The sequence below is a fragment of the Mesorhizobium sp. M1217 genome, from assembly GCF_040318275.1.
Lineage (GTDB): Bacteria > Pseudomonadota > Alphaproteobacteria > Rhizobiales > Rhizobiaceae > Mesorhizobium.
Genome location: NZ_JAMYMA010000001.1, coordinates 394,575 through 418,493, shown reverse-complemented (window position 1 = coordinate 418,493; position 23,919 = coordinate 394,575). Strand labels below are relative to the sequence as shown.

Sequence of the window (23,919 nt, the reverse complement as noted above, 5' to 3'; positions counted from 1 at the left end):
TAATTTTAGGCAAGAGCGATATACTGATCGCCGGCGCCCACCAAATCACCGATTGCGCTTGATTTTCTCCAGCGAGGCCAGTGAAATGGCGCCACAGGGGAGTATGCGATTGGCAGCGTTCGATGAAATGCTTCCGGAAGTTTCCGGGCTGAGAAAACCGTATTCGGCTTACGATCGCTGGCTGAAGGAACAGGACCCGGCCAGGCTTAACGAGAAGATGCAGGACGCCGAACGCGTCTTTCGCAAGACCGGCATCACATTCGCCGTTTACGGCGAGCAGGAAGCATCGGAGCGGCTGATACCCTTCGACATCGTTCCGCGCATCATTTCCGGCAACGAATGGCGACGGCTGACGCAAGGCATCGAGCAGCGCGTCCAGGCGCTGAACGCCTTTCTCGACGACATCTACCATCGTCAGGAAATCTTGCGTGCCGGCCGCGTGCCGAAGGAGTTGATCGCCAAGAACGAGGCGTTCCTGCCCGAAATGATCGGGGTGCGGCCGCCGGCCGGCGTCTATACCCATATCATCGGCGTCGACATCGTACGCATCAGCGAGAACGAGTTCTACGTGCTGGAGGACAATGCGCGCACGCCGTCCGGCGTCTCCTACATGCTGGAGAACCGCGAGACGATGATGCAGCTCTTTCCCGAGTTGTTCCAGCAGATCAAGGTGCGGCCGGTGGAGAATTATCCGCAGCTCTTGCGCCAGTCGCTGGCCGCAGTGCGGCCGCAAAGCACCAAGGGCGCGCCGACCATTGCCGTGCTGACGCCGGGCAGCTTCAACTCGGCCTATTTCGAACATGCTTTCCTTGCCGACCAGATGGGGGTGCAACTCGTCGAAGGGCAGGATCTGCGCGTCGTCGATGGCCATGTCGCGATGCGCACGACCGAGGGCTACAAGCAGATCGACGTGCTCTACCGGCGCGTCGACGACTCGTTCCTCGATCCGCTGACCTTCCGCCCGGACTCAGCCCTTGGCGTGCCGGGCATTATGGACGTCTACCGCGCCGGCAATATCACGATCGCCAATGCGCCCGGAACCGGCATTGCCGACGACAAGGCGATCTATTCCTACATGCCCGAAATCGTCGAATTCTACACCGGCCGCAAGGCGATGCTCGGCAACATCCCGACCTGGCGCTGCTCGGAACCGGACAGCCTGAAATATGTGCTGGAGCACATCGACGAACTGGTGATCAAGGAGGTCCACGGGTCCGGCGGTTACGGCATGCTGGTAGGACCTGCGGCGACCAAGAAGGAATGCGAGGATTTTTCCAAAAAGCTCGCGGCAAAACCGTCGAACTACATTGCCCAGCCGACGCTGGCGCTGTCGACCTGTCCGATCCTGACGGACAAGGGGCTGGCGCCGCGCCATGTCGATCTGCGCCCCTATGTGCTGGTGTCCGACCGTATCCAGATCGTGCCCGGTGGACTGACGCGAGTAGCGCTCAAGGAAGGCTCGCTGGTCGTCAATTCCTCGCAAGGCGGCGGCACGAAGGATACTTGGGTGTTGGATGATTAGAGCGAATAGCGAATAATGAGTAGCGAATAGCGAATAGCGAATAGTGAGTAGCGAATAGGGAAGAGGGCACCAACACGACTATTAACTCTTACAGGGACTTGATTGTTTGGAAGGCGGCCGTTGAATTGGCTGTAGATTGCTATTCGGCAACGAAAGCCTTTCGAGCAGCGAAGTTTACGGGATGACGTCTCAGATACGGCGATCATCTGTATCGATTGCGGCAAATGTCGCCGAAGGGCACGGGCGAGAAAACACGGGATCGTTCGTTCAATATCTTCGCATAGCGCAAGGTTCTCTCAAAGAGTTGGAAACGCACCTAATCTTGTCTGGAAGGGTAGCGCTGATGGTTGAGCAGGACGTATTGCGTTTGCTTGGCCAGGCCGATGAGATCGGGAGAATGCTGCGTTCGATGATCAGGAGTCTGCAACAGAAATCATGAAGCCGATTTTCCCCTATTCGCTATTCGCTATTCGCTACTCACTCAGCATCGAGGCACGTTGACATGCTTCTCGGCCGCACCGCCAACGGGCTCTATTGGATGAACCGCTATATCGAGCGGGCGGAGAACATGGCGCGGTTGGTGGATGCCGGCCTGCGCATGGCGCTCACTCGCACGCAGAATGCTTCGGAGGAGTGGAATTCGGTGCTGCTCAGCGCCGGCTCGGACGCCAGCTTCACGCAGAAATATTCGGACTACACCGCCGCCAATGTCGCCGACTACCTGCTGCGCGATACGTCGAACCCGTCGAGCACGATGTCGTCTATCGAAACGGCCCGTAACAATGCCCGCATGGTGCGCACAGCATTGACGCGTGAAACCTGGGAAAGCATCAACGAAGCCTGGATGTCGCTGAAACGGATGTTGGCCAAGCCGATCGACGAGCGCGACCTGCCCAGCGCGCTCGACGCAATCAAGCGCGAGACGGCGCTGATCCGCGGCTCGTTCTACGGCACCATGCTGCGCAACGAGATCTTCGATTTCTCGCAGCTCGGCACCTATGTCGAACGCGCCGACAACACCGCGCGCATCCTGGACGTGAAGTACTATGTTCTGTTGCCGTCGATCTCCTGGGTCGGCTCGACGCTCGACAACTACCAGTGGGAATCGATCCTGCGCTCGGTGTCGGCGCACCGCTCCTACCGCTGGGTCTATGACGCCGACTACAAGCCGAGCAATATCGCCGACTATCTGATCCTCAATGTCCGCATGCCGCGCTCGCTGACCTTTTGCTACCGCTTCCTGACGGAGCATCTCAAATTCCTGGGTGACGACTATGGTGAGCGCCACGCCTGTCATGCGACGGCCGCCAAGACCCATTCCATGCTGACGGCCGGCTCGATCAAGGATATTTTCGACGCCGGCCTGCACGAATTCCTGGCCAATTTCATCCGCGACAACACCAGGCTCGGCGATGAGATCGCGCAGGATTACAGGTTCTATTGAGCATGATCCCAAAAAACGAAGACCGGTTTTCGGTAAGGCTCATGCTCCAGGGACGAGAGCGATGCGGCTGAAGATCACCCACCGGACCGAATACCGCTACGATGCGCCGGTGCATTATCTGTTGCAGCGTTTGCGGCTGCTCCCGGTGAACGGGCGCACCCAGACGGTGCTGTCCTGGGCGCTGAAGATCGAAGGCGCGCGCGAGGAAGTGCGGTTCACCGACCATTTCGGCAATGATACCCGGCTGTTGAGCGTCGAGGGCGAGCGCGACTTCATCACAGTCGAAGCAGCCGGCGAAGTGGTGACGCGCGATACCGCCGGTGTCTGCGGACCGCATCAGGGTTTCGCGCCGCTCTGGCTGTTCGGCCATGAAACGCCGCTGACGACGATCGGCAGCGGCATTCGTGAGCTTGCTGCCTCGGTGGGCAAGGGCACCGACATCGAAAGGCTGCACCGGCTAATGGCCGTGATCGGCGAGCGTGTCGCTTATACACCCGGCACCACCAACGCGACGACGCCGGCCGAAGAGGCCCTTGCGCTCAAGACCGGCGTTTGCCAGGACCACAGCCATATCTTCGTTGCCGCGGCTCGCGCCATGGATTTCCCGGCGCGCTACGTCAGCGGCTATCTGATGATGGATGCAGCGATCGAGCAGGCGGCAAGCCACGCTTGGGCCGAGGCGCATGTCTCGGGCCTGGGCTGGGTCTCCTTCGATGTCGCCAACGGCATTTCTCCCGACGAGCGCTATGTGAAGGTGGCGATCGGCCGCGATTATCGCGACGCCACGCCGGTATCGGGAATTCGGCTGGGACAGGCGGAAGAACAGCTTGCGGTCACCGTCACCGTGGAGCAGTAATCCCGGCAAGATTGTTGCCAAAGAGATTCGATGACCTATTGCGTCGGCCTGAAGATCGATCGCGGGCTCGTGTTCATGTCGGACACGCGCACCAATGCCGGCATGGATTCGATCTCGACCTTCAGGAAGATGCATGTCTGGGAGGAGCCGGGCGAGCGCGTCATCGTTTTGATGTCGGCCGGCAATCTGGCGACAACCCAGGCCGTAGTCAGCCTGCTCGACGAACGCACCAAGGCAGTGGCGGAGCGCCATGCCACGCTGCTCGAAACGCCCTCCATGTACCAGACAGTCCGGTTGGTCGGAGACACCGTCAAGGAGGTCATCGCCAGTTCGTCGCCGGCCGGCGAAAAGGCGGATTCCTATTTCAACGCCTCCTTTATCCTCGGCGGTCAGATCAAGGGCAGCGCGCCGCGCCTGTTCATGATCTATCCGGAAGGCAATTTCATCGAATCGACCGACGATACGCCGTTCTTCCAGATCGGTGAGACCAAATACGGCAAGCCGATCATCATCCGGGCCTACGAAAAGACGATGAGTTTCGCCGAGACGGTAAAGCTGCTGCTGGTGTCGTTCGACTCGACGCTGAAGTCGAACCTGTCGGTCGGCCTGCCGCTCGACCTGCTGTTCTATGAAAAGGACACTTTCAAGGTCGGCCTCAAAAAGCGAATAAACCATGACGATCAATATTATCGCACGATCTCGGATAGCTGGTCGAACGCGCTGAAGACCGCCTTTGCGAGCTTGCCTGATTTTCCCGAATGAAAACCTTCGTTTTTCGTGCTCTTTGATCGCGGCTCGATGAGGCGCTACGGAGGCGAAGATGAATAGCAACGAATTCCGCGAATGGTCGCTGCGAGCGGCTGAATGGGGCGCCGACTACAGAAACAGCCTTCGCGAAAGACCGGTGCGGCCGCTTGTCGAGCCGGGCGAAATCTTCAAAAGCATCGATGTCGCGCCGCCGGAAGACGGCGAAACGATGCAGGCAATCTTCGCCGATTTCGAGCAAAAGATCCTGCCGGGCATGACGCACTGGCAGCATCCGCGTTTCTTCGCCTATTTTCCGGCCAATGCGGCACCGGCCTCCGTCGTGGCCGAGTATCTGGTTTCCGCGATGGCTGCGCAATGCATGCTCTGGCAGACCTCGCCGGCAGCAACCGAGCTCGAGATGCGGGTCGTCGACTGGATGCGGCAGGCGCTTGGTCTGCCGGAGGGATTTTCCGGCGTCATGCAGGATTCGGCTTCATCGGCGACGCTTGCCGCCGTGCTGACCATGCGCGAGCGCGCGCTCGACTGGCAAGGCAACAAGAGCGGCCTGCAAGGCCAGCCGATCGTGCGGGTCTATTCTTCCGACCAAGTCCATACTTCCATAGACCGGGCGATCTGGGTGTCGGGCATCGGCGAGGCGAACCTCGTGCGCATTCCGGTCGCCGGACGCTTTCGCGCCATGCAGACGGCGGCTCTGGAAGCGGCGATCGTCACCGACCGCGAAAACGGCATGCTGCCGGCCGGCATCATCGCCAGCGTCGGCGGCACCAGTACCGGCGGCACCGACGATGTCGCGGCTGTTGGCGCGGTGGCGAAGCGGCACGGGCTCTACCTGCATGTCGATGCCGCATGGGCCGGCTCCGCCATGATCTGCCCCGAGTTCCGGCATTTCTGGGCCGGCGCCGAACATGCGGATTCGATCGTCTTCAATCCGCACAAATGGCTGGGCGCACAGTTCGATTGCTCGATGCAGTTCGTTCGCCAGCCGGAAGACCTCGTGCGTACGCTGGCGATCAAGCCCGAATTCTTGAGAACACATGGCCGCGACGGGGTCATCAATTATTCCGAATGGTCGGTGCCGCTCGGACGGAGGTTCCGCGCGCTGAAACTTTGGTTCCTGCTGCGTGCACATGGCTTGGAAAATCTGCGAACCATGATCCGCAATCATGTCGCCTGGAGCGAGAGCCTTGCCGCGCGGCTGGCTCGGGAACCGGATTTCGAGATCGTAACGGAGCCGATGCTGTCGCTGCTCTCGTTCCGGCATCTTACGGCTGCGGGCATCGACTCCGACGAGCACAATTTGCGGTTGGTCAGCGCGATCAACGATGACGGCCGCATCTACCTGACGCAGACTCGGGTGGACGGGCAGGTGGCGATCCGCTTTCAGGTCGGGCAGTTCGAAACGACTGCGGCGGACGTCGATACTGCTTTCGAGGTCATCACTGAGATCGCGCGGGGCCTGAGTTGATAGCCTCGTCGAGATTGCGCCGGAGCTTTTCTCTCTGCAGTCGCCCGATTTTCATTAGCCGGCTCATACCTGTTCATGGCTTTCGTTTTCAGCTATAGACGAGAAAAACGAAAATGAGAGGTTGCTAGATGTATCTGTCGCCGCGTCATTCCGAAATCATCCAGATGGCCAAAGATCATGGCCGCGTACTGGTCGAGGAGTTGGCGACGCATTTCAACGTGACGCCGCAGACGATCCGCAAGGATCTCAACGATCTCTGCGACCAGCGGCTTTTGTCCCGCATTCATGGCGGGGCATTGTTCCCGTCCGGCATCGAGAACATGGAATATGAGGCCCGGCGCAAGATCGCCGCCGAGGAGAAGGAGGCGATCGGCCGCGCGGCAGCCCGGCTGATCCCTGACAACGCCTCTCTGTTCATCAATATCGGGACCACGACGGAAGCGGTCAGCAAGTCGCTGCTCGATCATATTGGCCTGATGGTCATCACCAATAACATCAATGTTGCCAACAGAATGCGCATATATCCTTCGATCGAGGTGGTGATCGCCGGCGGTGTCGTGCGCGGTTCCGACGGCGGCGTGGTCGGCGAGGCAGCGGTCGATTTCATCAGGCAGTTCAAAGTCGATTTTGCGGTGATCGGCGCCTCGGCCATCGACCATGACGGCGCACTGCTCGACTTCGATTTTCGCGAGGTGAAGGTGGCTCAGGCGATCATCGCCAACGCGCGGCATGTGATCCTGGTGTCGGACCAGACCAAATTCGAGCGCACCGCGCCCGTCCGCATCGGCCATCTGTCGCAGGTCAACACCTTCATCACCGATCGTTGCGACATCCCGTCGGTGCGCAAGATCTGCCAGGAGGCAGAGGTTCAGCTGATCGAAACGTCGCTCTCCTAGAGATGCCGCTGCGGCATCTGCCGCCGATCATATTTCGTTTGACATTCGTTATCATTTCGAAATAATCCCGCCACGGTTTCGCAAAACTCAAAAATGCTGCAATGCGAAATCGAGGGAGGACTTCTTTGGGCGCATCACCGATCCATGACATTTTCGTCATCGGTGGCGGCATCAATGGCTGCGGCATTGCCCGCGATGCCGTTGGGCGTGGCTTTTCGGTCTTCCTTGCCGAGATGAACGATCTGGCCAGCGGAACCTCTTCCGGCTCGACCAAACTGATCCATGGCGGCTTGCGCTATCTCGAATTCTACGAATTCCGCCTGGTGCGCGAAGCGCTGATGGAACGCGAGATCCTGTGGAGGAACGCGCCGCATATCATCTGGCCGATGCGATTCGTGCTGCCATACGCCAAGGGGCTGCGTCCGGCCTGGCTGATCCGGCTCGGGCTTTTTCTCTACGACCATATTGGCGGGCGCAAATTGCTGCCGCCGACGAAAACGCTGGACATGGCCAAGGATCCGGCCGGCAAGCCGCTGAAGCCGCTTTTTCGAAAGGCGTTCGAATATTCCGACGGTTGGGTCAACGATGCCCGGCTGGTTGTGTTGAACGCCCGTGACGCTGCCGAGCGCGGTGCAACCGTTCGAACCCGAACAAGGGTCGTCAGCGCACGCCGCGAAGGCAATCTCTGGACGGTCAGGCTTGAAAACGTGCGGACCGGCGATACCGAGGAGGTCAAGGCGCGGCTGTTGGTCAATGCCGCCGGCCCGTGGGTCGATCAGGTGCTTTCAGCCACCGTCGGCTTGAACGACGTGCACAATGTCCGCCTCGTGCAAGGCAGCCACATCGTCGTTGGCAAGAAATTCGACGACCCACGCGCCTATTTCTTTCAGAACAAGGACGGGCGCATCATTTTCGCCATCCCATACGAAGACGAGTTCACGCTCATCGGCACCACCGACCGGGACTATCCCGGCGATCCGCACGACGTCAGGATCAGTGATGCCGAGATCGACTATCTCTGCGCTGCGGCAAGCGAATATTTCGCGCAGCCGGTCAATCCGTCGGATATCGTCTGGACCTATTCCGCGGTGCGCCCGCTCTACGACGATGGCGCCTCAAAGGCGCAGGAAGCCACCCGCGACTATGTGCTGAAGGCCGATGGAGGCGAGGGTGCCGCCCCGATCGTCAACGCCTTTGGCGGCAAGATCACGACCTACCGCCGATTGTCGGAATCGATGCTCGAGAAGATCGAGGGTTTTCTCGGCAAGCGCGGCAAAGCATGGACGGCAAACGCGCCGCTGCCCGGCGGTGACTTTCCCGTCACCGGCTTCGATGCCGAGGTGGCGAAACTGAAAACGGCGTACCCGTTCCTCGACGCGCGGCTGGCCCGCCGGTTGACTCGGCTCTACGGCACCCGCGCAAGGAAGCTGCTGGGCCTCGCCAAGTCGAACGTCGATCTTGGCCGCAACTTCGGCGCCGATCTCTACGAAGCCGAGGTGCGCTACCTCGTCGAAAACGAATGGGCGATGACCGCCGAGGATGTATTGTGGCGCCGGACCAAGCGCGGCCTGCGTCTCAGCCGTGAGCAGGCGGCAGTGCTCGACGAGTTCATGCGCGGAATAAGCCGGCAGCACGTAGCGGCTGCCGAATAGGGACGGCCGACTGATGCAGAAAGCCTGGGAGGAGGCATCATGCTTGAACTGAGAAACGTGACGAAGACGGTGGGTGCGGCGGAACATATCCGCGACGTCTCGCTGACGCTTCAGCACGGCTCGCTCAACGTCCTGCTCGGGCCGACGCTCTCCGGCAAGACCAGCCTGATGCGGCTGATGGCGGGCCTCGACGTGCCGACCTCCGGCTCGGTCTGGTTCGATGGCAAGGATGTCACCGGCATGCCTGTGCAAAAGCGCAACGTCGCCATGGTCTACCAGCAATTCATCAACTATCCGGCGATGACGGTCTACGAAAACATCGCCTCACCGCTGCGGGTGGCCGGCACGGATCAGGCAACGATCGACAGGGAGGTGCGCAATGCCGCCGCCCTTCTCAAACTCACGCCCTATCTCGATCGCACGCCTCTCAGTCTGTCGGGCGGCCAGCAGCAGCGCACCGCGCTGGCCCGCGCCATCGTCAAGAATGCCAGCCTCGTGCTGCTCGACGAGCCGCTCGCCAACCTAGACTACAAGCTGCGCGAAGAATTACGCGCGGAACTGCCGAAGGTCTTCGCGGCCGCCGGCACAATCTTCGTTTATGCCACGACCGAGCCGCACGAGGCGTTGCTGCTCGGCGGCAACACGGCGACGCTTTCCGAAGGCAGCATCACCCAGTTCGGGCCGACCATCGAAGTGTTCCGCAAGCCGGTCGATCTGGTGACGGCGAGAACCTTCGCCGATCCGCCGCTCAACACCATCGTGCTTGCCAAGAAGGGCCTGGATTTCCTGCTCGAGGGCGGCGTGAAATTGCCGGTGCCGGCCGAACTCTTCGGCATTGCCGATGCGATCTATACGATCGGCTTCCAGCCTCATCATCTTTCCCTCGATCGGCCCAACGCCGCCGCGGTGCCGGTGCGCGCAAAGGTGACGATCACCGAGATCACGGGATCGGAAAGCTTCATCCATCTCGATTTTGCCGATGCGCGCTGGGTCATGCTGACCCACGGCATTCGCGACTTCGAGCCGGACGAGGAGGTCGAGGTGTTCATCGACCCGCGCCACATCATGGTCTTCGACGAGCACGGCCGCGCCGTGGCCGCGCCGAGGCTGGCGGCTTAGGAGGAAGCGATGGCGCGCATCGATGTCAATCATATCCGCCACTCTTATCTGCAGAACCCCCGCACGGATTCCGATTTCGCGCTGAAGGAAGTGCACCACACGTTCGAGGATGGCGGCGCCTATGCGCTGCTAGGCCCGTCCGGCTGCGGCAAGACTACGCTGCTCAACATCATTTCGGGATTGCTGCATCCCTCGCACGGCCAGTTGCTGTTCAACGGCAGGGACGTGACCAATCTGTCGACCCAAGAGCGCAACATTGCCCAGGTCTTCCAGTTCCCGGTGATCTACGACACGATGACCGTCTACGACAATCTGGCGTTCCCGCTGCGCAATCGCGGCGTGCCGGAGGCCGACGTCGACCGCAAGGTGCGCGAGACGCTGGAGATGACCGGGCTGGCCGATATGGCCAAACGAAAGGCGCGCGGACTGACCGCCGATCAGAAGCAGAAAATCTCGCTCGGACGCGGGCTGGTGCGCTCCGACGTCAATGCCATTCTGTTCGACGAGCCTTTGACCGTCATCGACCCGCATATGAAATGGGTGCTGCGCTCGCAGTTGAAGCAGCTTCACCGCCGCTTCGGCTACACCATGGTCTATGTCACGCACGACCAGACTGAGGCGTTGACCTTCGCCGACAGGGTGGTCGTCATGTATGACGGCGAAATCGTGCAGATCGGCACACCGGCGGAGCTGTTCGAGCGCCCGCGCCACACCTTTGTCGGCTATTTCATCGGCTCGCCCGGCATGAATGTCATGCCGGTGGCGATCGACGGCAAGACCGCGAAGCTGGGCTCGCAGCAGATCGAACTGCCGGGCGTGCCCAAGGCGGGCGGCGGCGCCATCGAGCTCGGCATCCGTCCCGAATATGTGCGCCTGGGCAGCCAGGGCATGGCCGTCCGGGTCAGCAAGGTCGAGGACGTCGGCCGCCACAAGGTGGTCCGTGCCAATCTCGAAGGGCGCGAGATCGCCGCCATCATCGGCGAGGACGAGACAGTTCCGGCTGATCCGAAGGTGCGGTTCGACCCGGCCGGCATCAACATCTATGCCGATTCCTGGCGCGTCGAGATGGGAGCCTGAAGTGGAAAAGACCTGGAACAACAGAGCCTGGTTCCTGGTGCTGCCGGTGCTGCTGCTGGTGGCGTTCTCGGCGGTCATACCGCTGATGACGGTTGTCAATTATTCGGTGCAGGACACTTTCGGCAACAACGTCTTCTTCTGGGCCGGCACCGAGTGGTTCGAGGAACTGCTTTCCTCCAGCCGCTTCTGGCAGGCGATGATCCGCAACCTTGTCTTCTCCTTCATCATCCTGGCGATCGAAGTGCCGCTCGGCATCTTCATTGCGCTCAATATGCCGAAGAAGGGTTGGGGCGTGCCTGTTTGCCTTGTTTTGATGGCGTTGCCGCTGCTGATCCCGTGGAACGTCGTCGGCACCATCTGGCAGGTGTTCGGGCGCAACGACATTGGCCTGCTCGGCTATTACGTCAACGCGCTCGGCATCGACTATAATTATGTGCAAGATCCTTATGACGCCTGGGTCACCGTCATCATTATGGACGTCTGGCATTGGACCAGCCTTGTGGTGCTGCTCTGCTATGCCGGCCTGGTCTCGATCCCGGATGCCTTCTACCAGGCTGCCAAGATCGACGGTGCCTCGCGCTGGGCGGTGTTCCGCTATATCCAGTTGCCGAAGATGAACCGGGTGCTGCTGATTGCAGTGCTGTTGCGCTTCATGGACAGCTTCATGATCTATACCGAGCCGTTCGTGGTGACCGGCGGCGGACCCGGCAACTCGACGACCTTTCTTTCGATCGATCTCGTCAAGACGGCGCTTGGCCAGTTCGATCTCGGCCCGGCGGCGGCGATGTCGCTGGTCTACTTCCTCATCGTCCTGTTGTTGTCATGGGTATTCTACACCGTGATGACCAATTACGACGCGGAGCGCTGAAATGAGCCGCACCGAAGAGAGAGCCGACAGAGTGAGCGAGACGACAGCTTCGGAAGGGCTCGTCAGCACACTGCGGCAGGACGAGATCGCACGGCTGATGCGCCGTCGCGGCGAGGAGTCGCGCTGGTGGTGGATCGTGCCGACGCTCTACATCATCGTCCTGCTTTTGCCGATCTACTGGCTCATCAATATGAGCTTCAAGACCAATGGCGAGATCGTCTCGTCGCTGACGCTCTACCCGCACGCGCCGACATTGGCGAATTACCGCACCATTTTCACTGACGCGTCCTGGTATTCGGGCTACATCAACTCGATCACCTATGTGGTTATGAACATGGTGATTTCGGTGGCCGCAGCACTGCCTGCTGCCTATGCTTTTTCGCGCTATCGCTTCCTCGGCGACAAGCATCTGTTCTTCTGGCTGCTGACCAACCGCATGGCGCCGCCGGCGGTGTTCGCGCTGCCATTCTTCCAGCTTTATTCGGCCTTCGGCCTTATCGACACCCATATCGCCGTGGCTCTGGCGCATTGCCTGTTCAACGTGCCGCTGGCGGTGTGGATCCTCGAAGGCTTCATGTCGGGGGTGCCGAAGGAGATCGATGAGACCGCCTATATCGACGGCTATTCGTTCCCGCGCTTCTTCATCAAGATCTTCATGCCGCTGATTGCGAGCGGCATCGGCGTGGCGTGCTTCTTCTGCTTCATGTTCTCGTGGGTCGAGCTGCTGATCGCCCGCACGCTGACGACCACGGACGCCAAGCCGATCGCCGCGACCATGACCCGCACCGTTTCGGCCGCCGGCATGGATTGGGGGCTGCTCGCCGCAGCCGGCGTGCTGACGCTGATTCCCGGCGCGCTCGTCATCTGGTTTGTGCGCAACTACATCGCCAAGGGCTTTGCCCTGGGGAGGGTATGATGGAGCAGGTCGACAGAAGCCCATGGTGGTGGGCCGTGCTGTTTCTCGCCCTGGTCGTCGTGGCCTGGGTGGCCCTTCAAATCGATTTCGTGGCAATAACGGTAGGCTTCAGCGATCCGGCCAATATCCGCCTGTGGGGATTTAACCTCTCGTCCAACCTCGATTTTTCGTGGATGGCCTGGACGTGGCCGACCGCGGCCTTCTTTGGAACCATCTTTCTGCTGCTTTGCGGCATGGCGGTGTGGGAATACGTCTCGCCGGGCGGCAATCCGCGCGTCGGCGTGCTGCGCTTCGAAACGACGCGCGGCGACCGCTTGTTCCTGTCGCTGCTTGGCAGTGCCTTTATCCATCTCGCTTGGCTGGGTCTAGTCGGACCCAATCTGTGGTGGGCTCTCGCTCTCTCCGTGGTCTACGCCGTCGGCGTGTTCCGCTACGTATAGAGGGGGAAACTGTTGGAACGGCGGCGTGCCGGCCGCCGATCCAGATCGCACTTTGAACTTAACAGTGGAGGAAATACATGCGACGGCAATTCTTGACATCAACAACTGCGCTTGTCCTGTTGCTCGGGGCAAGCAACGCCTATGCCGGAATGGACGAGGCCAAGGCCTTCCTGGACAAGGAAATCGGCGACCTGTCGACGCTCGACCGCGCCGGCCAGGAAGCCGAAATGCAATGGTTCATCGATGCCGCGAAACCTTTCGCCGGCATGGATATCAAGGTGGTTTCCGAAACCATCGCCACGCATCAGTATGAATCGCAGGTGCTGGCGCCGGCCTTTACAGCCATCACCGGCATCAAGGTTACGCACGACGTCACCCAGGAAGGCGACGTTGTCGAGAAGATCCAGACCCAGATGCAGACCGGCCAGAACCTCTATGACGGCTGGGTCAACGATTCCGATCTGATCGGCACGCACTGGCGCTACCAGCAGGTGCGCAACCTGACCGACTGGATGGCAGGCGACGGCAAGGATGTCACCAATCCGAATCTCGATCTGAAGGATTTCATCGGCACCTCGTTCACCACCGCGCCCGACAAGAAACTCTACCAGCTTCCTGACCAGCAGTTCGCGAACCTCTACTGGTTCCGTTACGACTGGTTCAACGACGAGAAGAACAAGGCGGACTTCAAGGCCAAATACGGCTACGACCTCGGCGTGCCGGTGAATTGGTCGGCCTATGAGGACATTGCAGCGTTCTTCACCGGGCGTGAGATCGACGGCAAGAAGGTCTACGGCCATATGGACTATGGCAAGAAGGACCCGTCGCTCGGCTGGCGGTTCACCGACGCCTGGCTGTCGATGGCCGGCAATGGCGACAAGGGCATTCCGAACGGTCTGCCCGTCGACGAATGGGGCATCAAGGTCGACGAGAATTCGCGTCCGGTCGGTTCCTGCACGGCGCGCGGCGGCGACACCAATGGTCCGGCTTCCGTCTACTCCATCCAGAAGTATCTCGATTGGCTGAAGGCCTATGCACCGGCGGAAGCCCAAGGCATGACCTTCTCCGAATCGGGGCCAGTTCCGGCGCAGGGCGCGGTTGCCCAGCAGATCTTCTGGTACACCGCCTTCACCGCCAGCATGGTCGACGCCAGCGCCAAGGCCGTGCTGAACGACGACGGCACGCCGAAGTGGCGCATGGCGCCGTCGCCGCATGGCGTCTACTGGAAGGACGGCATGAAGCTCGGCTATCAGGACGTCGGTTCCTGGACGCTGATGAAGTCGACGCCGACCGACCGCGCCAAGGCCGCCTGGCTCTACGCGCAGTTCGTCACCTCGAAGACGGTCGACGTGAAGAAGAGCCATGTCGGCCTGACCTTCATCCGCGAGAGCACGATCCACGACAAGAGCTTCACCGAACGTGCGCCAAAGCTCGGCGGCTTGATCGAGTTCTACCGCTCGCCGGCGCGCGTCCAGTGGTCGCCGACCGGCACCAACGTGCCGGACTATCCGAAGCTGGCACAGCTCTGGTGGCAGGCGATCGGCGATGCTTCGTCGGGCGCCAAGAGCCCGCAGGAAGCGATGGACTCGCTCTGCGCCGAGCAGGAAAAGGTGATGAGCCGCATCGAGAAGTCGGGCGTCCAGGGCGATATTGGCCCGAAGATGGCCGAAGAGCATGACCTCGCCTACTGGAACGCCGACGCGGTCAAGAAGGGCAATCTCGCTCCTCAGCTCAAGATCGAGAACGAGAAGGAAAAGCCGGTCACCATCAACTACGACGAGCTGGTGAAGAGCTGGCAGCAATAGGACCGTTTGATGCGGGCGTCCGCGCCCGCATCGCCATGCTCAGGGGAGGCGGCATGTTGCCGTCTCCCCTGTTTGCGTGAACGGCTCCGCGCCGTCTGGCGTCGAGACACCGTAGCACCTTTGAATTCGCTTCGACGGGAGAGAGAATGACCGGATACATCCTTGCAATCGACCAGGGGACGACATCGAGCCGGGCGATCCTGTTCGCCGACAAGATGAAGGTCGTCGGCAGCGGGCAAAAGGAATTCACTCAATATTATCCGGCCTCCGGCTGGGTCGAGCACGATCCCGAGGAGATATGGGCAAGCGTCGTGGAAACGGTGAAGGCCGCGCTGAAGACAGCTGGCCGCAACGCAGCCGAAGTCGCCGCGATCGGCATTACCAACCAGCGCGAAACCGTCGTCATCTGGGACAAAGAGACCGGCAAGCCGATCCACAACGCGATTGTCTGGCAGGACCGCCGCACCGCGCCGCTATGCCAGAAACTGAAGAAGCTGGGGCTGGAGAAGAAATTCACAAAAAAGACCGGCCTGCTACTCGATCCCTATTTCTCCGGCACCAAGATCGCCTGGATGCTGGACAAGGTGAAGGGCGCCAGAAAACGCGCCGAGAAGGGCGAACTGCTGGCCGGCACCATCGACAGTTTTCTGATTTGGCGCCTGACTGGCGGCAAGGTCCACGCCACCGACGCCACCAATGCCTCGCGCACACTGGTCTACAACATCGAACAAAATGCCTGGGACGACGAGCTGCTGGCCATTCTTGGCATACCTGCAAGAATGCTGCCGCAGGTGAAAGATTGTGCCGATGATTTTGGAATCACAGACAAAAGCCTGTTTGGTGCAGAGATCAGAATCCTCGGTGTGGCCGGCGACCAGCATGCGGCGGCGATCGGCCAGGCCTGTTTCGATCCGGGCATGATGAAATCCACCTACGGCACCGGTTGCTTCGCGCTGCTCAACACCGGCAGCGATCTGGTGCGTTCGAAGAACCGGCTTTTGACCACCATCGCCTATAGGCTGAACGGCAAGACCACCTATGCACTGGAGGGCTCGATCTTTATCGCCGGCGCCGCCGTACAATGGCTGCGCGACGGCATCAAGGTGATCGGCAAGGCCGAGCAGAGCGGCAAATTGGCGGCGGAAGCCGATCCAACGCAGAACGTCTATCTGGTGCCGGCTTTCGTCGGGCTCGGCGCACCGCACTGGGATGCCGAGGCGCGCGGCGCCATCTTCGGGCTGACCCGCAATTCGGGGCCGGCGGAATTTGCCCGCGCGGCACTGGAATCCGTTGCCTTCCAGACCCGCGACCTGCTTGACGCCATGCGAAAGGACTGGAAGGGCGCCTCGGCCAAGACCGTGCTCAGGGTCGATGGCGGCATGGTGGCGTCGGACTGGACCATGCAGCGGCTGGCCGACATTCTCGATGCGCCGGTCGACCGGCCGACAATTCTCGAGACGACGGCGCTTGGTGCGGCTTGGCTGGCCGGCTCGAAGGCGGGTGTCTGGCCGAAGGCCGCGGAATTCGCCAGGAGTTGGGCGCTCGAGCGCCGGTTCAAGCCGGACATGGATGCTTCGACACGTGCCGCCAAGCTGGCAGGTTGGCGCCACGCTGTACGCAGGACGCTCAGTACTCAATAGGCAGGGATGCCACCGGATACGACTAATGAAACACCCGCGCCTTTTCGGGCGCGGGCCTGCAGCCTCTAATCTAATGCATGTCGCGCAAACAGCGGTTTTGCGATAGCGCGTCGCATGAGGCCGATCGAACGCGACGCGCTTTAGGACTCAGTAAGGCGACCGGCACTGCCGGCGCGGACCGTAGTTGGGCTGGTAAGTGTTGTCAGAAGCGCGATAGCTCCGATAACGGTCGTAGCACCACTGCACGTGGGCATCGCCACGATAGACACGATTCTGGCTGTTGACGATGGCGCCCGTAATCAGCGCTCCGGTGGCGAAGGCGGCCAGCGGGAACCAGTAGTCACCGTGACGGCGATAGCCGCGACGATATTCGCGATAGCCGCGATGGCCACGCCAATACATGCCATCGTCACGCGCAAAACTGCGCCGGGAGAAATCGCGACGCGAGAAATCGCGGTTGAAACTCCGGTGCCTCCGCCACGGCTCGTACTGGACGGTCTGGACATTCGAGGTGATCCCCTGGGCCGGGGGCGCATAGCTGGGCTGAGCGTTGACTGGCACGATCTCCGCGGCAGCGAATGAGATCGAAAGAGTGGTCGCCAGCAGGCCCGACATGATCCTATTCATGGTCTTCTCCTTGAAACGCATGTCCCTTATCGCGGGAAACGGGCAGGCTGCGCAAATTGTTCCGCCAAAAATCCCAAGTTGCTGATCCGCAAAGGTTCTCCCGATTTGCTGCTTGCCTTTGTCGCCATAGAGCGCGAGCTTCGGCCTTGTGCGAGAGGGAGGCAGTCCGTCAACGCCGAAGCGCTCCGCAAGGCATGATGACACTGCTGGAAAGCCCGGTGTGCGAGCCGTCTTTTTCCGGTTGACCGGCAGAGGCACTCTCCCTATGTTCCGCGCAATTTCGAGGGCGGCCTTTCTGAGCCCGCGGGAGCGCGTAGCTCAGCCGGTAGAGCAACTGACTTTTAATCAGTAGGTCATGGGTTCGAATCCCATCGCGCTCACCAAAATCCAGAGGTGTACGGCCCGGAGACATGGGTAACAGTTTGTACCTAAGAAATGGGTGACAACCTCGTGCCGAACGCATGCGGTGGCCTTAACCACCCGCCCCATCGTCCATCATCGTGCCGGTGAGCGCCTCATAGGCTCTGCTGCACACCTGAGGACCCGGACAATCCTTCACGATAAGTACTGGCGCCACGGTAAGAACCGCCGCGGCAAGGATTTGCAGGAAAAGACCGACGGCGCTTACCTTTCTGCCGAACACGCCGGCCAGGAAAAAGTAGAGACCCTGGGCCATGCAGGCTGCGGTCAGAATGCCCCGAAGCGTGCTGGTCGCTCTTGCGAAGGGCGTTATGTAGCCATCAGGAAAACCCAGCATGCCGAGATCGGCGGACCATTGCAGCGCCAGCAAGACGCTCAACGCTGACCAGACGAGGGCCGTCGTACGAGTGAACAGCGTCTGCTTTGGTTTGTTGTTCGGATCGGCCATCGGGATCACGTCGGGATTGCGCGCCGGGACATGCGCAAGCTCCCGGTCAAATCAGCGAGACACTACCGCCGGCATGGCGTTCGAGCCGGCCGGCGAGGTCGAGCTCCAGCAGCACCATGAACACTTGGGCGGGATGCAGGCCGGTGTGGCGGATGATCTCGTCGACTGCTACCGGCGTCGGGCCGAGTGCCTCGACGACGCGGTCGCGGTCATCCTCGCGCGGCGGCGGCGTTGCCGAAAAGTCGGGCGGCTCTTCAAGCGGCGATGTCCTTGGCGCCCAGGCGCCGACCAGCGGCGCGATCGCACTGGTGACATCGGCGGCCTCGGTGACAAGGGTGGCGCCGTCCTTGAGCAGGCCATTGGTGCCGGCGGCGCGCGGATCGAGCGGCGAACCGGGAACGGCGAAGACCAGTCGGCCCATCTCACCGGCAAGCCGGGCGCTGATCAGCGAGCCGGAGCGCTGTGCGGCCTCGACCACCACCAATCCCAATGCGGCGCCAGCAACAAGCCGGTTGCGGCGCGGAAAATCCTGCGCGCGCGGCTGCCAGCCAAATGGCATTTCCGAGACGATGGCGCCACCGCGCTCGGCAATCTCGTCGCACAGCCCGGCATTTTCGGGCGGGTAGGGCAAATCGAGGCCGCCGGCGAGCACACCGATCGTGCCGGTCGAAAGGCTGCCCTGGTGCGCGGCCGTATCGATGCCGCGCGCCAAGCCGGAGACGATGCCATAGCCGTCGCGGCCGAGATCCGCCGCCAGCATCCGCGCCATCTTGATGCCGGCCAGCGAGGCGTTGCGAGCGCCGACGATGGCGACCGCGGGCAAGCGGAAAACCGCACTACTGCCCCTGACCGCGAGCAACGGCGGCGGATGGTCCATGCTCTTCATCAGCGGCGGATAATCCGCCTCGCCGATGCCGACGAAGCGGGCGCCCGCCCGCCTGGCTGCCTCCAGCTCGGCCTCGGCCTCGGCAATGGACGGAATGCGGACGATTTTTTTGGCGCCACCCGAAATCATCAGCTCCGGCAGCATCGCAAGCGCTGCTTCGGCCGAACCGAACCGGTTGATCAGGTCGCGAAAGGAAGCCGGGCCGACATTCGGCGTGCGGATCAGGCGAAGCCAGCTCAGCCGCTGCCGGTCGCTGAGGCGCGGCCCGGCGGCGGGCTCGCTCACTCCTTTGCCCCGATCTTACCCTCGGTGCCGGCAAGCAGCCGCGCAATGTTGGCGCGATGTTTCAGGATGACGATCAGGCTCATCGCCGCGAAAAGCCCGGCAATCTGCGGCGTGCTCAGGAAGTACAAGGCCACTGGCACGACGACCGCTGCCGTCAATGCCGCCAGCGAGGAGTAGCGGAACAGGAAAGCCACCGCGAGCCAGACAACGGCGAAGATCACCGCCACCTGCCAGGCAAGGCCGATCAGCACGCCGAGGTAGGTGGCGACACCCTTGCCGCCCTTGAAGCCGAGCCAGACCGGAAAGAGGTGGCCTAGAAACGCACCGAAACCGGCCCAGAGTCCGAGCTCAGGTGCAAAGCGGCCGGCGATCAGCACAGCCGCGGTGCCTTTAAGGGCGTCGAGCAGCAGGGTGGCCGCCGCCAGACCCTTGTTGCCGGTGCGCAGCACATTGGTGGCGCCGATGTTGCCGGAGCCGATGTTGCGCACGTCGCCGAGGCCGGCGGCACGGGTGATCAGCAGCCCGAAGGGGATCGAGCCGAGAAGATAGCCGAACACCAATGCCAAGACGGGACTGTAAGCCATTGTTCCCCCGAAGTTTCCTTGGCTGAGCGGATTTCAAGGCGCGATGCCTGTTCCGTCCTAGGCCGAAAACACTGTGCGGCCCGCCACCATCGTTTGCAAGACTTTGCCTTGCAGCCGCGCGCCTTCGAAACAGGTGTTTTTCGAGCGCGAGCGGATGCCGCTCTCGCTGACGATCCAAGGCTCGTCCAGATCGACGAGTGCAAGGTCGGCCAAAGCCCCCGGTTTCAGCGTGCCGCCGGGCAGGCTGAACAATCTTGCCGGCGCGGTGGATAAGGTCTCGACCAGCCGGAGCAGCGTCACGTCGCCATTGTGATAGAGCCGCAGCGCCGCGCCCAGCAGCGTTTCCAGCCCGATGGCGCCGGCCGCAGCATCGGCGAAGGGCAGGCGCTTGGTGTCGACGTCCTGTGGGTCGTGCGAGGAGACGATGAGGTCGATGGTGCCGTCCTTGACCGCCTCGATCATCGCCAGCCGGTCTTCCTCGGCGCGCAGCGGCGGCGTCAGCCGGAAGAAGGTGCGGTACTCGCCGACATCATTCTCGTTGAGCGACAGATTGTGGATCGACACGCCTGCTGTGACGTTGGCGCCGTCGGCTTTTGCGCGCGCTACCGCGTCTGCCGCCATAGCCGTCGAGATCTTGGCAGCGTGATAGGAGCCGCCGGTCAGGCGAGCCAGCGCGAGATCGCGCTCCAGGGGGATTGATTCGGCCTCGCGAGGAATGCCGGCAAGGCCAAGCCAGCTTGCGTAAAGGCCTTCGTTCATCACGCCGGCCGAGGCGAGATCGGCGTCCTGGGTTTCATGCGCGATGACGCCGTCGAAATCGCGCGCGTAGGTCAGCGCGCGACGCATCACCAGCGCGCTGGCGATAGAATGCCGGCCGTCGGTGAAGGCGACCGCTCCAGCCTCGCGCAATAGGCCGAATTCGGTCATCTCGCGGCCTTCCAGCCCCTTGGTGATCGCTGCCGCCGGAAAGATGTTGACGATTGCCGTGTCCTTGGCGGTGCGCAGCACAAACTCGACCAGTGCGACATTGTCGATCACCGGGTCGGTATCGGGCATCATGACGATTGAGGTGACGCCGCCCGCCGCCGCAGCAATGCTCGCCGATGCGATGGTTTCGCGGTGTTCGCCGCCCGGTTCGCCGATGAAGACACGTGCATCGATCAGGCCGGGGATGATCGCCTTACCAGCGCACTCGATGATCGTGGCGTCTTCGGGCGCGCCCTGGTTCAAGGCCGCCTTGCCGGCGGCAACGATTTTGCGCCCTTCGACGATGACGGTGCCTATCTCGTCGATGCCGCGCGATGGGTCGACGATGCGGGCGCGGCTGAAGACCGTTATGCTCATGCGCCGCGGCCCTCGTGGTTTCGACGGGGGTCGAGCAGCGCTTCCATCACCGCCATGCGCACGGCGACGCCCATCTCAACCTGTTCCTGGATAACGCTTTGCGGGCCGTCGGCGATCTCGGAGGCGATCTCGACTCCGCGGTTCATCGGGCCGGGATGCATGACCAGCGCACCGTCCTTGGCCGCTTTCAGCTTCTCGGCGTCGAGCCCGAAATAGCGGAAATATTCGCGCACCGAGGGTACGAAAGCGCCTTCCATGCGTTCGCGCTGCAGGCGCAACATCATCACCACGTCGGCGTCCTTCAGACCCTCGCCCATCGAGCGGGTGACGATGACGCCCATCTTCTCGATGCCGGCGGGCAAAAGCGTCGAAGGGGCGACGACCCGTACTTGGGCACCGAGTGCGTTGAGCAGAATGATATTGGAGCGGGCCACGCGCGAATGCAGGATGTCACCGCAGATCGCCACGATCAGCTTCGACAACGGACCCTTGGCGCGGCGGATGGTCAGCGCGTCGAGCAGCGCCTGCGTTGGATGTTCATGAGCGCCGTCGCCGGCATTGACCACCGAGCAGCCGACCTTTTGAGCAAGAAGTGCCGCCGCGCCCGCCGATTGGTGGCGGATGATCAATATGTCGGGGCGCATGGCGTTCAGCGTCATCGCGGTATCGATCAGCGTCTCGCCCTTCTTCACCGACGAGCTTGCCACCGACATGTTCATGACGTCGGCGCCGAGCCGTTTGCCGGCCAGCTCGAACGACGATTGCGTACGGGTCGAGGCTTCGTAGAAGAGATTGATCTGGGTGCGGCCGCGCAGCGTCGATGTCTTCTTGTCCGATTGCCGCGAGATGGCAACGGCCCGGTCCGCCCGGTCGAGCAGAAGCTCGATGTCGGCGGGGGAAAGATCGCGGATGCCTAGAAGATGGCGGTGGGGATAAAGTGGAAGGGACGATGCGTCAGTCATCTCAAGTCGCTGCTATAGGGGGGAGGCTCCGCGGCTGCAAGCACCGGCTTGGGATTGGATCGGTTCTCCCCGGTATTTTCGTCGCGCGCCGCCGGCCATAGGCTATAAACCGCGATGACTTTGGATTCGCAGACTTCAGGTGATAAGGACGAAGCGTGACCGACGACGTGACCAACCAGCCGCCGCCGCTGGCCGGCGGCAACGCCTGGCGGGGCGATCCGTTGCTGATCCAGCTTGCCGAGCGCTTTTCCGATCCGGTGCGCAAGGACCTCGACGGGCTTGGCCGTTTCGTTTTGACGCATGAGGCGCAGGAGCTGGCCCGTCTTGCCAATGTCGAGACGCCGAAGCTCAGGACCCATGATCGCCAGGGCCGGCGCATCGACCAGGTCGAGTTCCACCCCGCCTATCACGCGCTGATGCGCCGCTCGGTCGCCAACGGGCTGCATTCGTCGGTCTGGGAGAATGGCGACGCCGAGATCGGCCGCCGCCACCAGGTGCGCGCCGCGCGCTTTTACCTCACGGCTGAGCTCGAAACCGGGCATCTTTGCCCGATCACCATGACCAGCGCTTCGCTGGCAGCGCTGATGGCCAGCCCGAAACTGTTTCGCGAATGGGCGCCTCGGGTGACGACGCGCAAATACGATCAGGGCCAAAAGCCGCCGGTCGAAAAAGCCGGGCTGACGCTCGGCATGGGCATGACCGAGAAGCAAGGCGGTACCGATGTTCGTGCCAACGTCACCAAGGCCGAGCGCGCCGGCAGCGGTTTTTATCGCCTGACCGGCCACAAATGGTTCATGTCGGCGCCGATGTCGGATGCCTTCCTGGTGCTCGGACAGGCGCCGGAGGGACTGTCGTGCTTTCTGGTTCCCCGCTTGCTTGGCGACGGATCCGGCAACGGCTTCCGCTTTCAGCGGCTGAAGGACAAGCTCGGCAACCGCTCCAATGCGTCCTCCGAGGTGGAATTCGTCAATGCAATCGGCGAGATGGTTGGCGAGCCCGGCGCCGGCGTGAAGACGATCATGGACATGGTGACCCTGACGCGGCTCGACTGTGCCGTCGCCTCCTCGGCGATCATGCGGGCCGGACTGGCCGAGGCCGTCCACCACACGCGCCACCGCCAGGTGTTCGGAACCAATCTGATCGAGCAGCCGCTGATGCAGCGTGTGTTGGCCGACATGGCGCTCGACGTTGCCGCCGCTACCGCGCTGTCGTTCCGGCTGGCGCGCTCCTTCGACGAGGCGGCCGGCGACCGCGGCGAGGCGGCCTTCGCCCGCGCCATGACGCCGGTCGTCAAATACTGGGTCTGCAAGATTGCGCCGCCGCTGCTCTATGAGGCGATGGAATGCCTCGGCGGCAATGGCTATGTCGAGGAGGGGCCGCTCGCCCGCTACTATCGCGAAGCTCCGGTCAACGCGATCTGGGAGGGTTCAGGCAACGTCATGGCGCTCGACGTGTTGCGAGTGCTCGGCCGCGCGCCAGGCCTGTTCGATGACGTGCTGGCCGGCATCGACCGCGATCTCGGCGCTGGCGGACGCGGCACCGTCGGCGTGCTCAAGGCAGCAATGCAGGTCGCTGCAACCGACGAGGGCTCAGCGCGGCTGTTGACCGAGCAATTGGCATTGTCGGCGGCGGCGGCAGAGCTTCGCAGGCTGGGGGCAGGGCGGATCGCCGACGCCTTCGTCGAGACGCGCCTCGCCGGCCAGTGGCGCAACACCTATGGAATGCTCGATTCGCGCCACGATGCGCGGATGATCATCGACACGCTCTACCCGCCGATCAACTAGTGCCGTCGCCCGGGTCGTAGCCGCTTTTTTTCGCGCGCCCTGTGGATGATCGTTAACCTTAACAAATGGTTTCCATTGCGGCGGCCGGTGGCAAAGCCCAGTGTTATGGTT

At 61.9% G+C, this 23,919-nt stretch carries 21 protein-coding genes, 1 tRNA gene and 1 pseudogene; 17 read left to right on the top strand and 6 right to left on the bottom strand.

Going from position 1 to position 23,919, the window contains the following annotated elements:
• Positions 1-109 precede the first annotated feature (109 nt).
• The 15 genes and pseudogenes from NKH37_RS02135 (at position 110) to glpK (ending at position 16,468) form a co-directional block, all read left to right on the top strand.
• Positions 110-1,522 carry a circularly permuted type 2 ATP-grasp protein gene (locus tag NKH37_RS02135; RefSeq protein ID WP_023717781.1) on the top strand — a complete coding sequence of 471 codons (1,413 nt, stop codon included), beginning with the start codon at positions 110-112 and terminating at the stop codon, positions 1,520-1,522.
• 125 nt (positions 1,523-1,647) lie between these two features.
• Positions 1,648-1,961, top strand: a pseudogene (locus NKH37_RS02130) (four helix bundle protein).
• 63 nt (positions 1,962-2,024) lie between these two features.
• Positions 2,025-2,966 (top strand): alpha-E domain-containing protein, encoded by a 942-nt coding sequence (locus NKH37_RS02125; protein WP_023717779.1) that lies wholly within the window; start codon positions 2,025-2,027, stop codon positions 2,964-2,966.
• Between the two features lie 61 nt (positions 2,967-3,027).
• Positions 3,028-3,822, top strand: coding sequence for a transglutaminase family protein (locus NKH37_RS02120; RefSeq protein WP_023717778.1), 795 nt, complete (start codon positions 3,028-3,030; stop codon positions 3,820-3,822).
• A 30-nt stretch (positions 3,823-3,852) separates the two neighbouring features.
• Complete coding sequence (locus NKH37_RS02115) at positions 3,853-4,584, top strand: proteasome-type protease (RefSeq protein WP_352482263.1); 732 nt, start codon at positions 3,853-3,855, stop codon at positions 4,582-4,584.
• A gap of 58 nt (positions 4,585-4,642) precedes the next feature.
• Positions 4,643-6,055 carry a pyridoxal phosphate-dependent decarboxylase family protein gene (locus tag NKH37_RS02110; protein WP_352642116.1) on the top strand — a complete coding sequence of 471 codons (1,413 nt, stop codon included), beginning with the start codon at positions 4,643-4,645 and terminating at the stop codon, positions 6,053-6,055.
• A gap of 128 nt (positions 6,056-6,183) precedes the next feature.
• Positions 6,184-6,951, top strand: coding sequence for a DeoR/GlpR family DNA-binding transcription regulator (locus NKH37_RS02105; protein ID WP_023717776.1), 768 nt, complete (start codon positions 6,184-6,186; stop codon positions 6,949-6,951).
• A 125-nt stretch (positions 6,952-7,076) separates the two neighbouring features.
• Positions 7,077-8,603, top strand: coding sequence for a glycerol-3-phosphate dehydrogenase (glpD, locus tag NKH37_RS02100; protein ID WP_353004227.1), 1,527 nt, complete (start codon positions 7,077-7,079; stop codon positions 8,601-8,603).
• Between the two features lie 39 nt (positions 8,604-8,642).
• On the top strand, positions 8,643-9,722 hold the full coding sequence (locus NKH37_RS02095; RefSeq protein WP_352789249.1) for an ABC transporter ATP-binding protein: 1,080 nt from the start codon (positions 8,643-8,645) through the stop codon (positions 9,720-9,722).
• Between the two features lie 9 nt (positions 9,723-9,731).
• On the top strand, positions 9,732-10,799 hold the full coding sequence (locus tag NKH37_RS02090; protein WP_353004228.1) for an ABC transporter ATP-binding protein: 1,068 nt from the start codon (positions 9,732-9,734) through the stop codon (positions 10,797-10,799).
• 1 nt (position 10,800) lies between these two features.
• Positions 10,801-11,667: a carbohydrate ABC transporter permease gene (locus tag NKH37_RS02085; protein ID WP_023674893.1), complete on the top strand. Its 867-nt coding sequence runs from the start codon at positions 10,801-10,803 to the stop codon at positions 11,665-11,667.
• A gap of 1 nt (position 11,668) precedes the next feature.
• Positions 11,669-12,583 (top strand): carbohydrate ABC transporter permease, encoded by a 915-nt coding sequence (locus NKH37_RS02080; protein WP_352642121.1) that lies wholly within the window; start codon positions 11,669-11,671, stop codon positions 12,581-12,583.
• A gap of 173 nt (positions 12,584-12,756) precedes the next feature.
• Positions 12,757-13,023: a DUF2160 domain-containing protein gene (locus NKH37_RS02075; RefSeq protein WP_031193610.1), complete on the top strand. Its 267-nt coding sequence runs from the start codon at positions 12,757-12,759 to the stop codon at positions 13,021-13,023.
• A 77-nt stretch (positions 13,024-13,100) separates the two neighbouring features.
• Entirely contained in the window at positions 13,101-14,828 is a 1,728-nt protein-coding gene (locus tag NKH37_RS02070; protein WP_023717770.1) for an ABC transporter substrate-binding protein, read from the top strand.
• 146 nt (positions 14,829-14,974) lie between these two features.
• Positions 14,975-16,468 (top strand): glycerol kinase GlpK, encoded by a 1,494-nt coding sequence (gene glpK / locus NKH37_RS02065; protein ID WP_023717769.1) that lies wholly within the window; start codon positions 14,975-14,977, stop codon positions 16,466-16,468.
• A gap of 147 nt (positions 16,469-16,615) precedes the next feature.
• Here the strand turns inward: glpK and NKH37_RS02060 are convergent, their stop codons facing one another.
• Entirely contained in the window at positions 16,616-17,095 is a 480-nt protein-coding gene (locus tag NKH37_RS02060; protein WP_023717768.1) for a BA14K family protein, read from the bottom strand.
• A gap of 307 nt (positions 17,096-17,402) precedes the next feature.
• Between NKH37_RS02060 and NKH37_RS02055 the strand changes: the two genes are divergently transcribed.
• A tRNA-Lys gene (locus tag NKH37_RS02055) sits at positions 17,403-17,478 on the top strand.
• 89 nt (positions 17,479-17,567) lie between these two features.
• Here the strand turns inward: NKH37_RS02055 and NKH37_RS02050 are convergent.
• The 5 genes from NKH37_RS02050 to NKH37_RS02030 are packed head-to-tail and all read right to left on the bottom strand — an operon-like array spanning position 17,568 to position 22,024.
• The gene (locus tag NKH37_RS02050; protein WP_353004231.1) at positions 17,568-17,963 is read right to left on the bottom strand and encodes a hypothetical protein; all 396 of its coding nucleotides are present in this window, start codon (positions 17,961-17,963) and stop codon (positions 17,568-17,570) included.
• Positions 17,964-18,009: 46 nt separating this feature from the next.
• Positions 18,010-19,134, bottom strand: coding sequence for a DNA-processing protein DprA (gene dprA / locus NKH37_RS02045; protein WP_352817429.1), 1,125 nt, complete (start codon positions 19,132-19,134; stop codon positions 18,010-18,012).
• Positions 19,131-19,718, bottom strand: coding sequence for a glycerol-3-phosphate 1-O-acyltransferase PlsY (gene plsY / locus NKH37_RS02040; protein ID WP_352587113.1), 588 nt, complete (start codon positions 19,716-19,718; stop codon positions 19,131-19,133). The genes dprA and plsY overlap by 4 nt, the downstream gene beginning before the upstream one ends.
• Before the next feature lie 57 nt (positions 19,719-19,775).
• Positions 19,776-21,062, bottom strand: a complete 1,287-nt coding sequence (locus NKH37_RS02035) for a dihydroorotase (protein WP_023717764.1) — start codon at positions 21,060-21,062, stop codon at positions 19,776-19,778.
• Positions 21,059-22,024, bottom strand: coding sequence for an aspartate carbamoyltransferase catalytic subunit (locus NKH37_RS02030; RefSeq protein WP_352482274.1), 966 nt, complete (start codon positions 22,022-22,024; stop codon positions 21,059-21,061). Before NKH37_RS02030 ends, NKH37_RS02035 begins: the two co-directional genes overlap by 4 nt.
• A 155-nt stretch (positions 22,025-22,179) precedes the next feature.
• Between NKH37_RS02030 and NKH37_RS02025 the strand changes: the two genes are divergently transcribed.
• The gene (locus NKH37_RS02025; RefSeq protein WP_023717762.1) at positions 22,180-23,808 is read left to right on the top strand and encodes a DNA alkylation response protein; all 1,629 of its coding nucleotides are present in this window, start codon (positions 22,180-22,182) and stop codon (positions 23,806-23,808) included.
• The last annotated feature ends 111 nt before the right edge of the window (positions 23,809-23,919 follow it).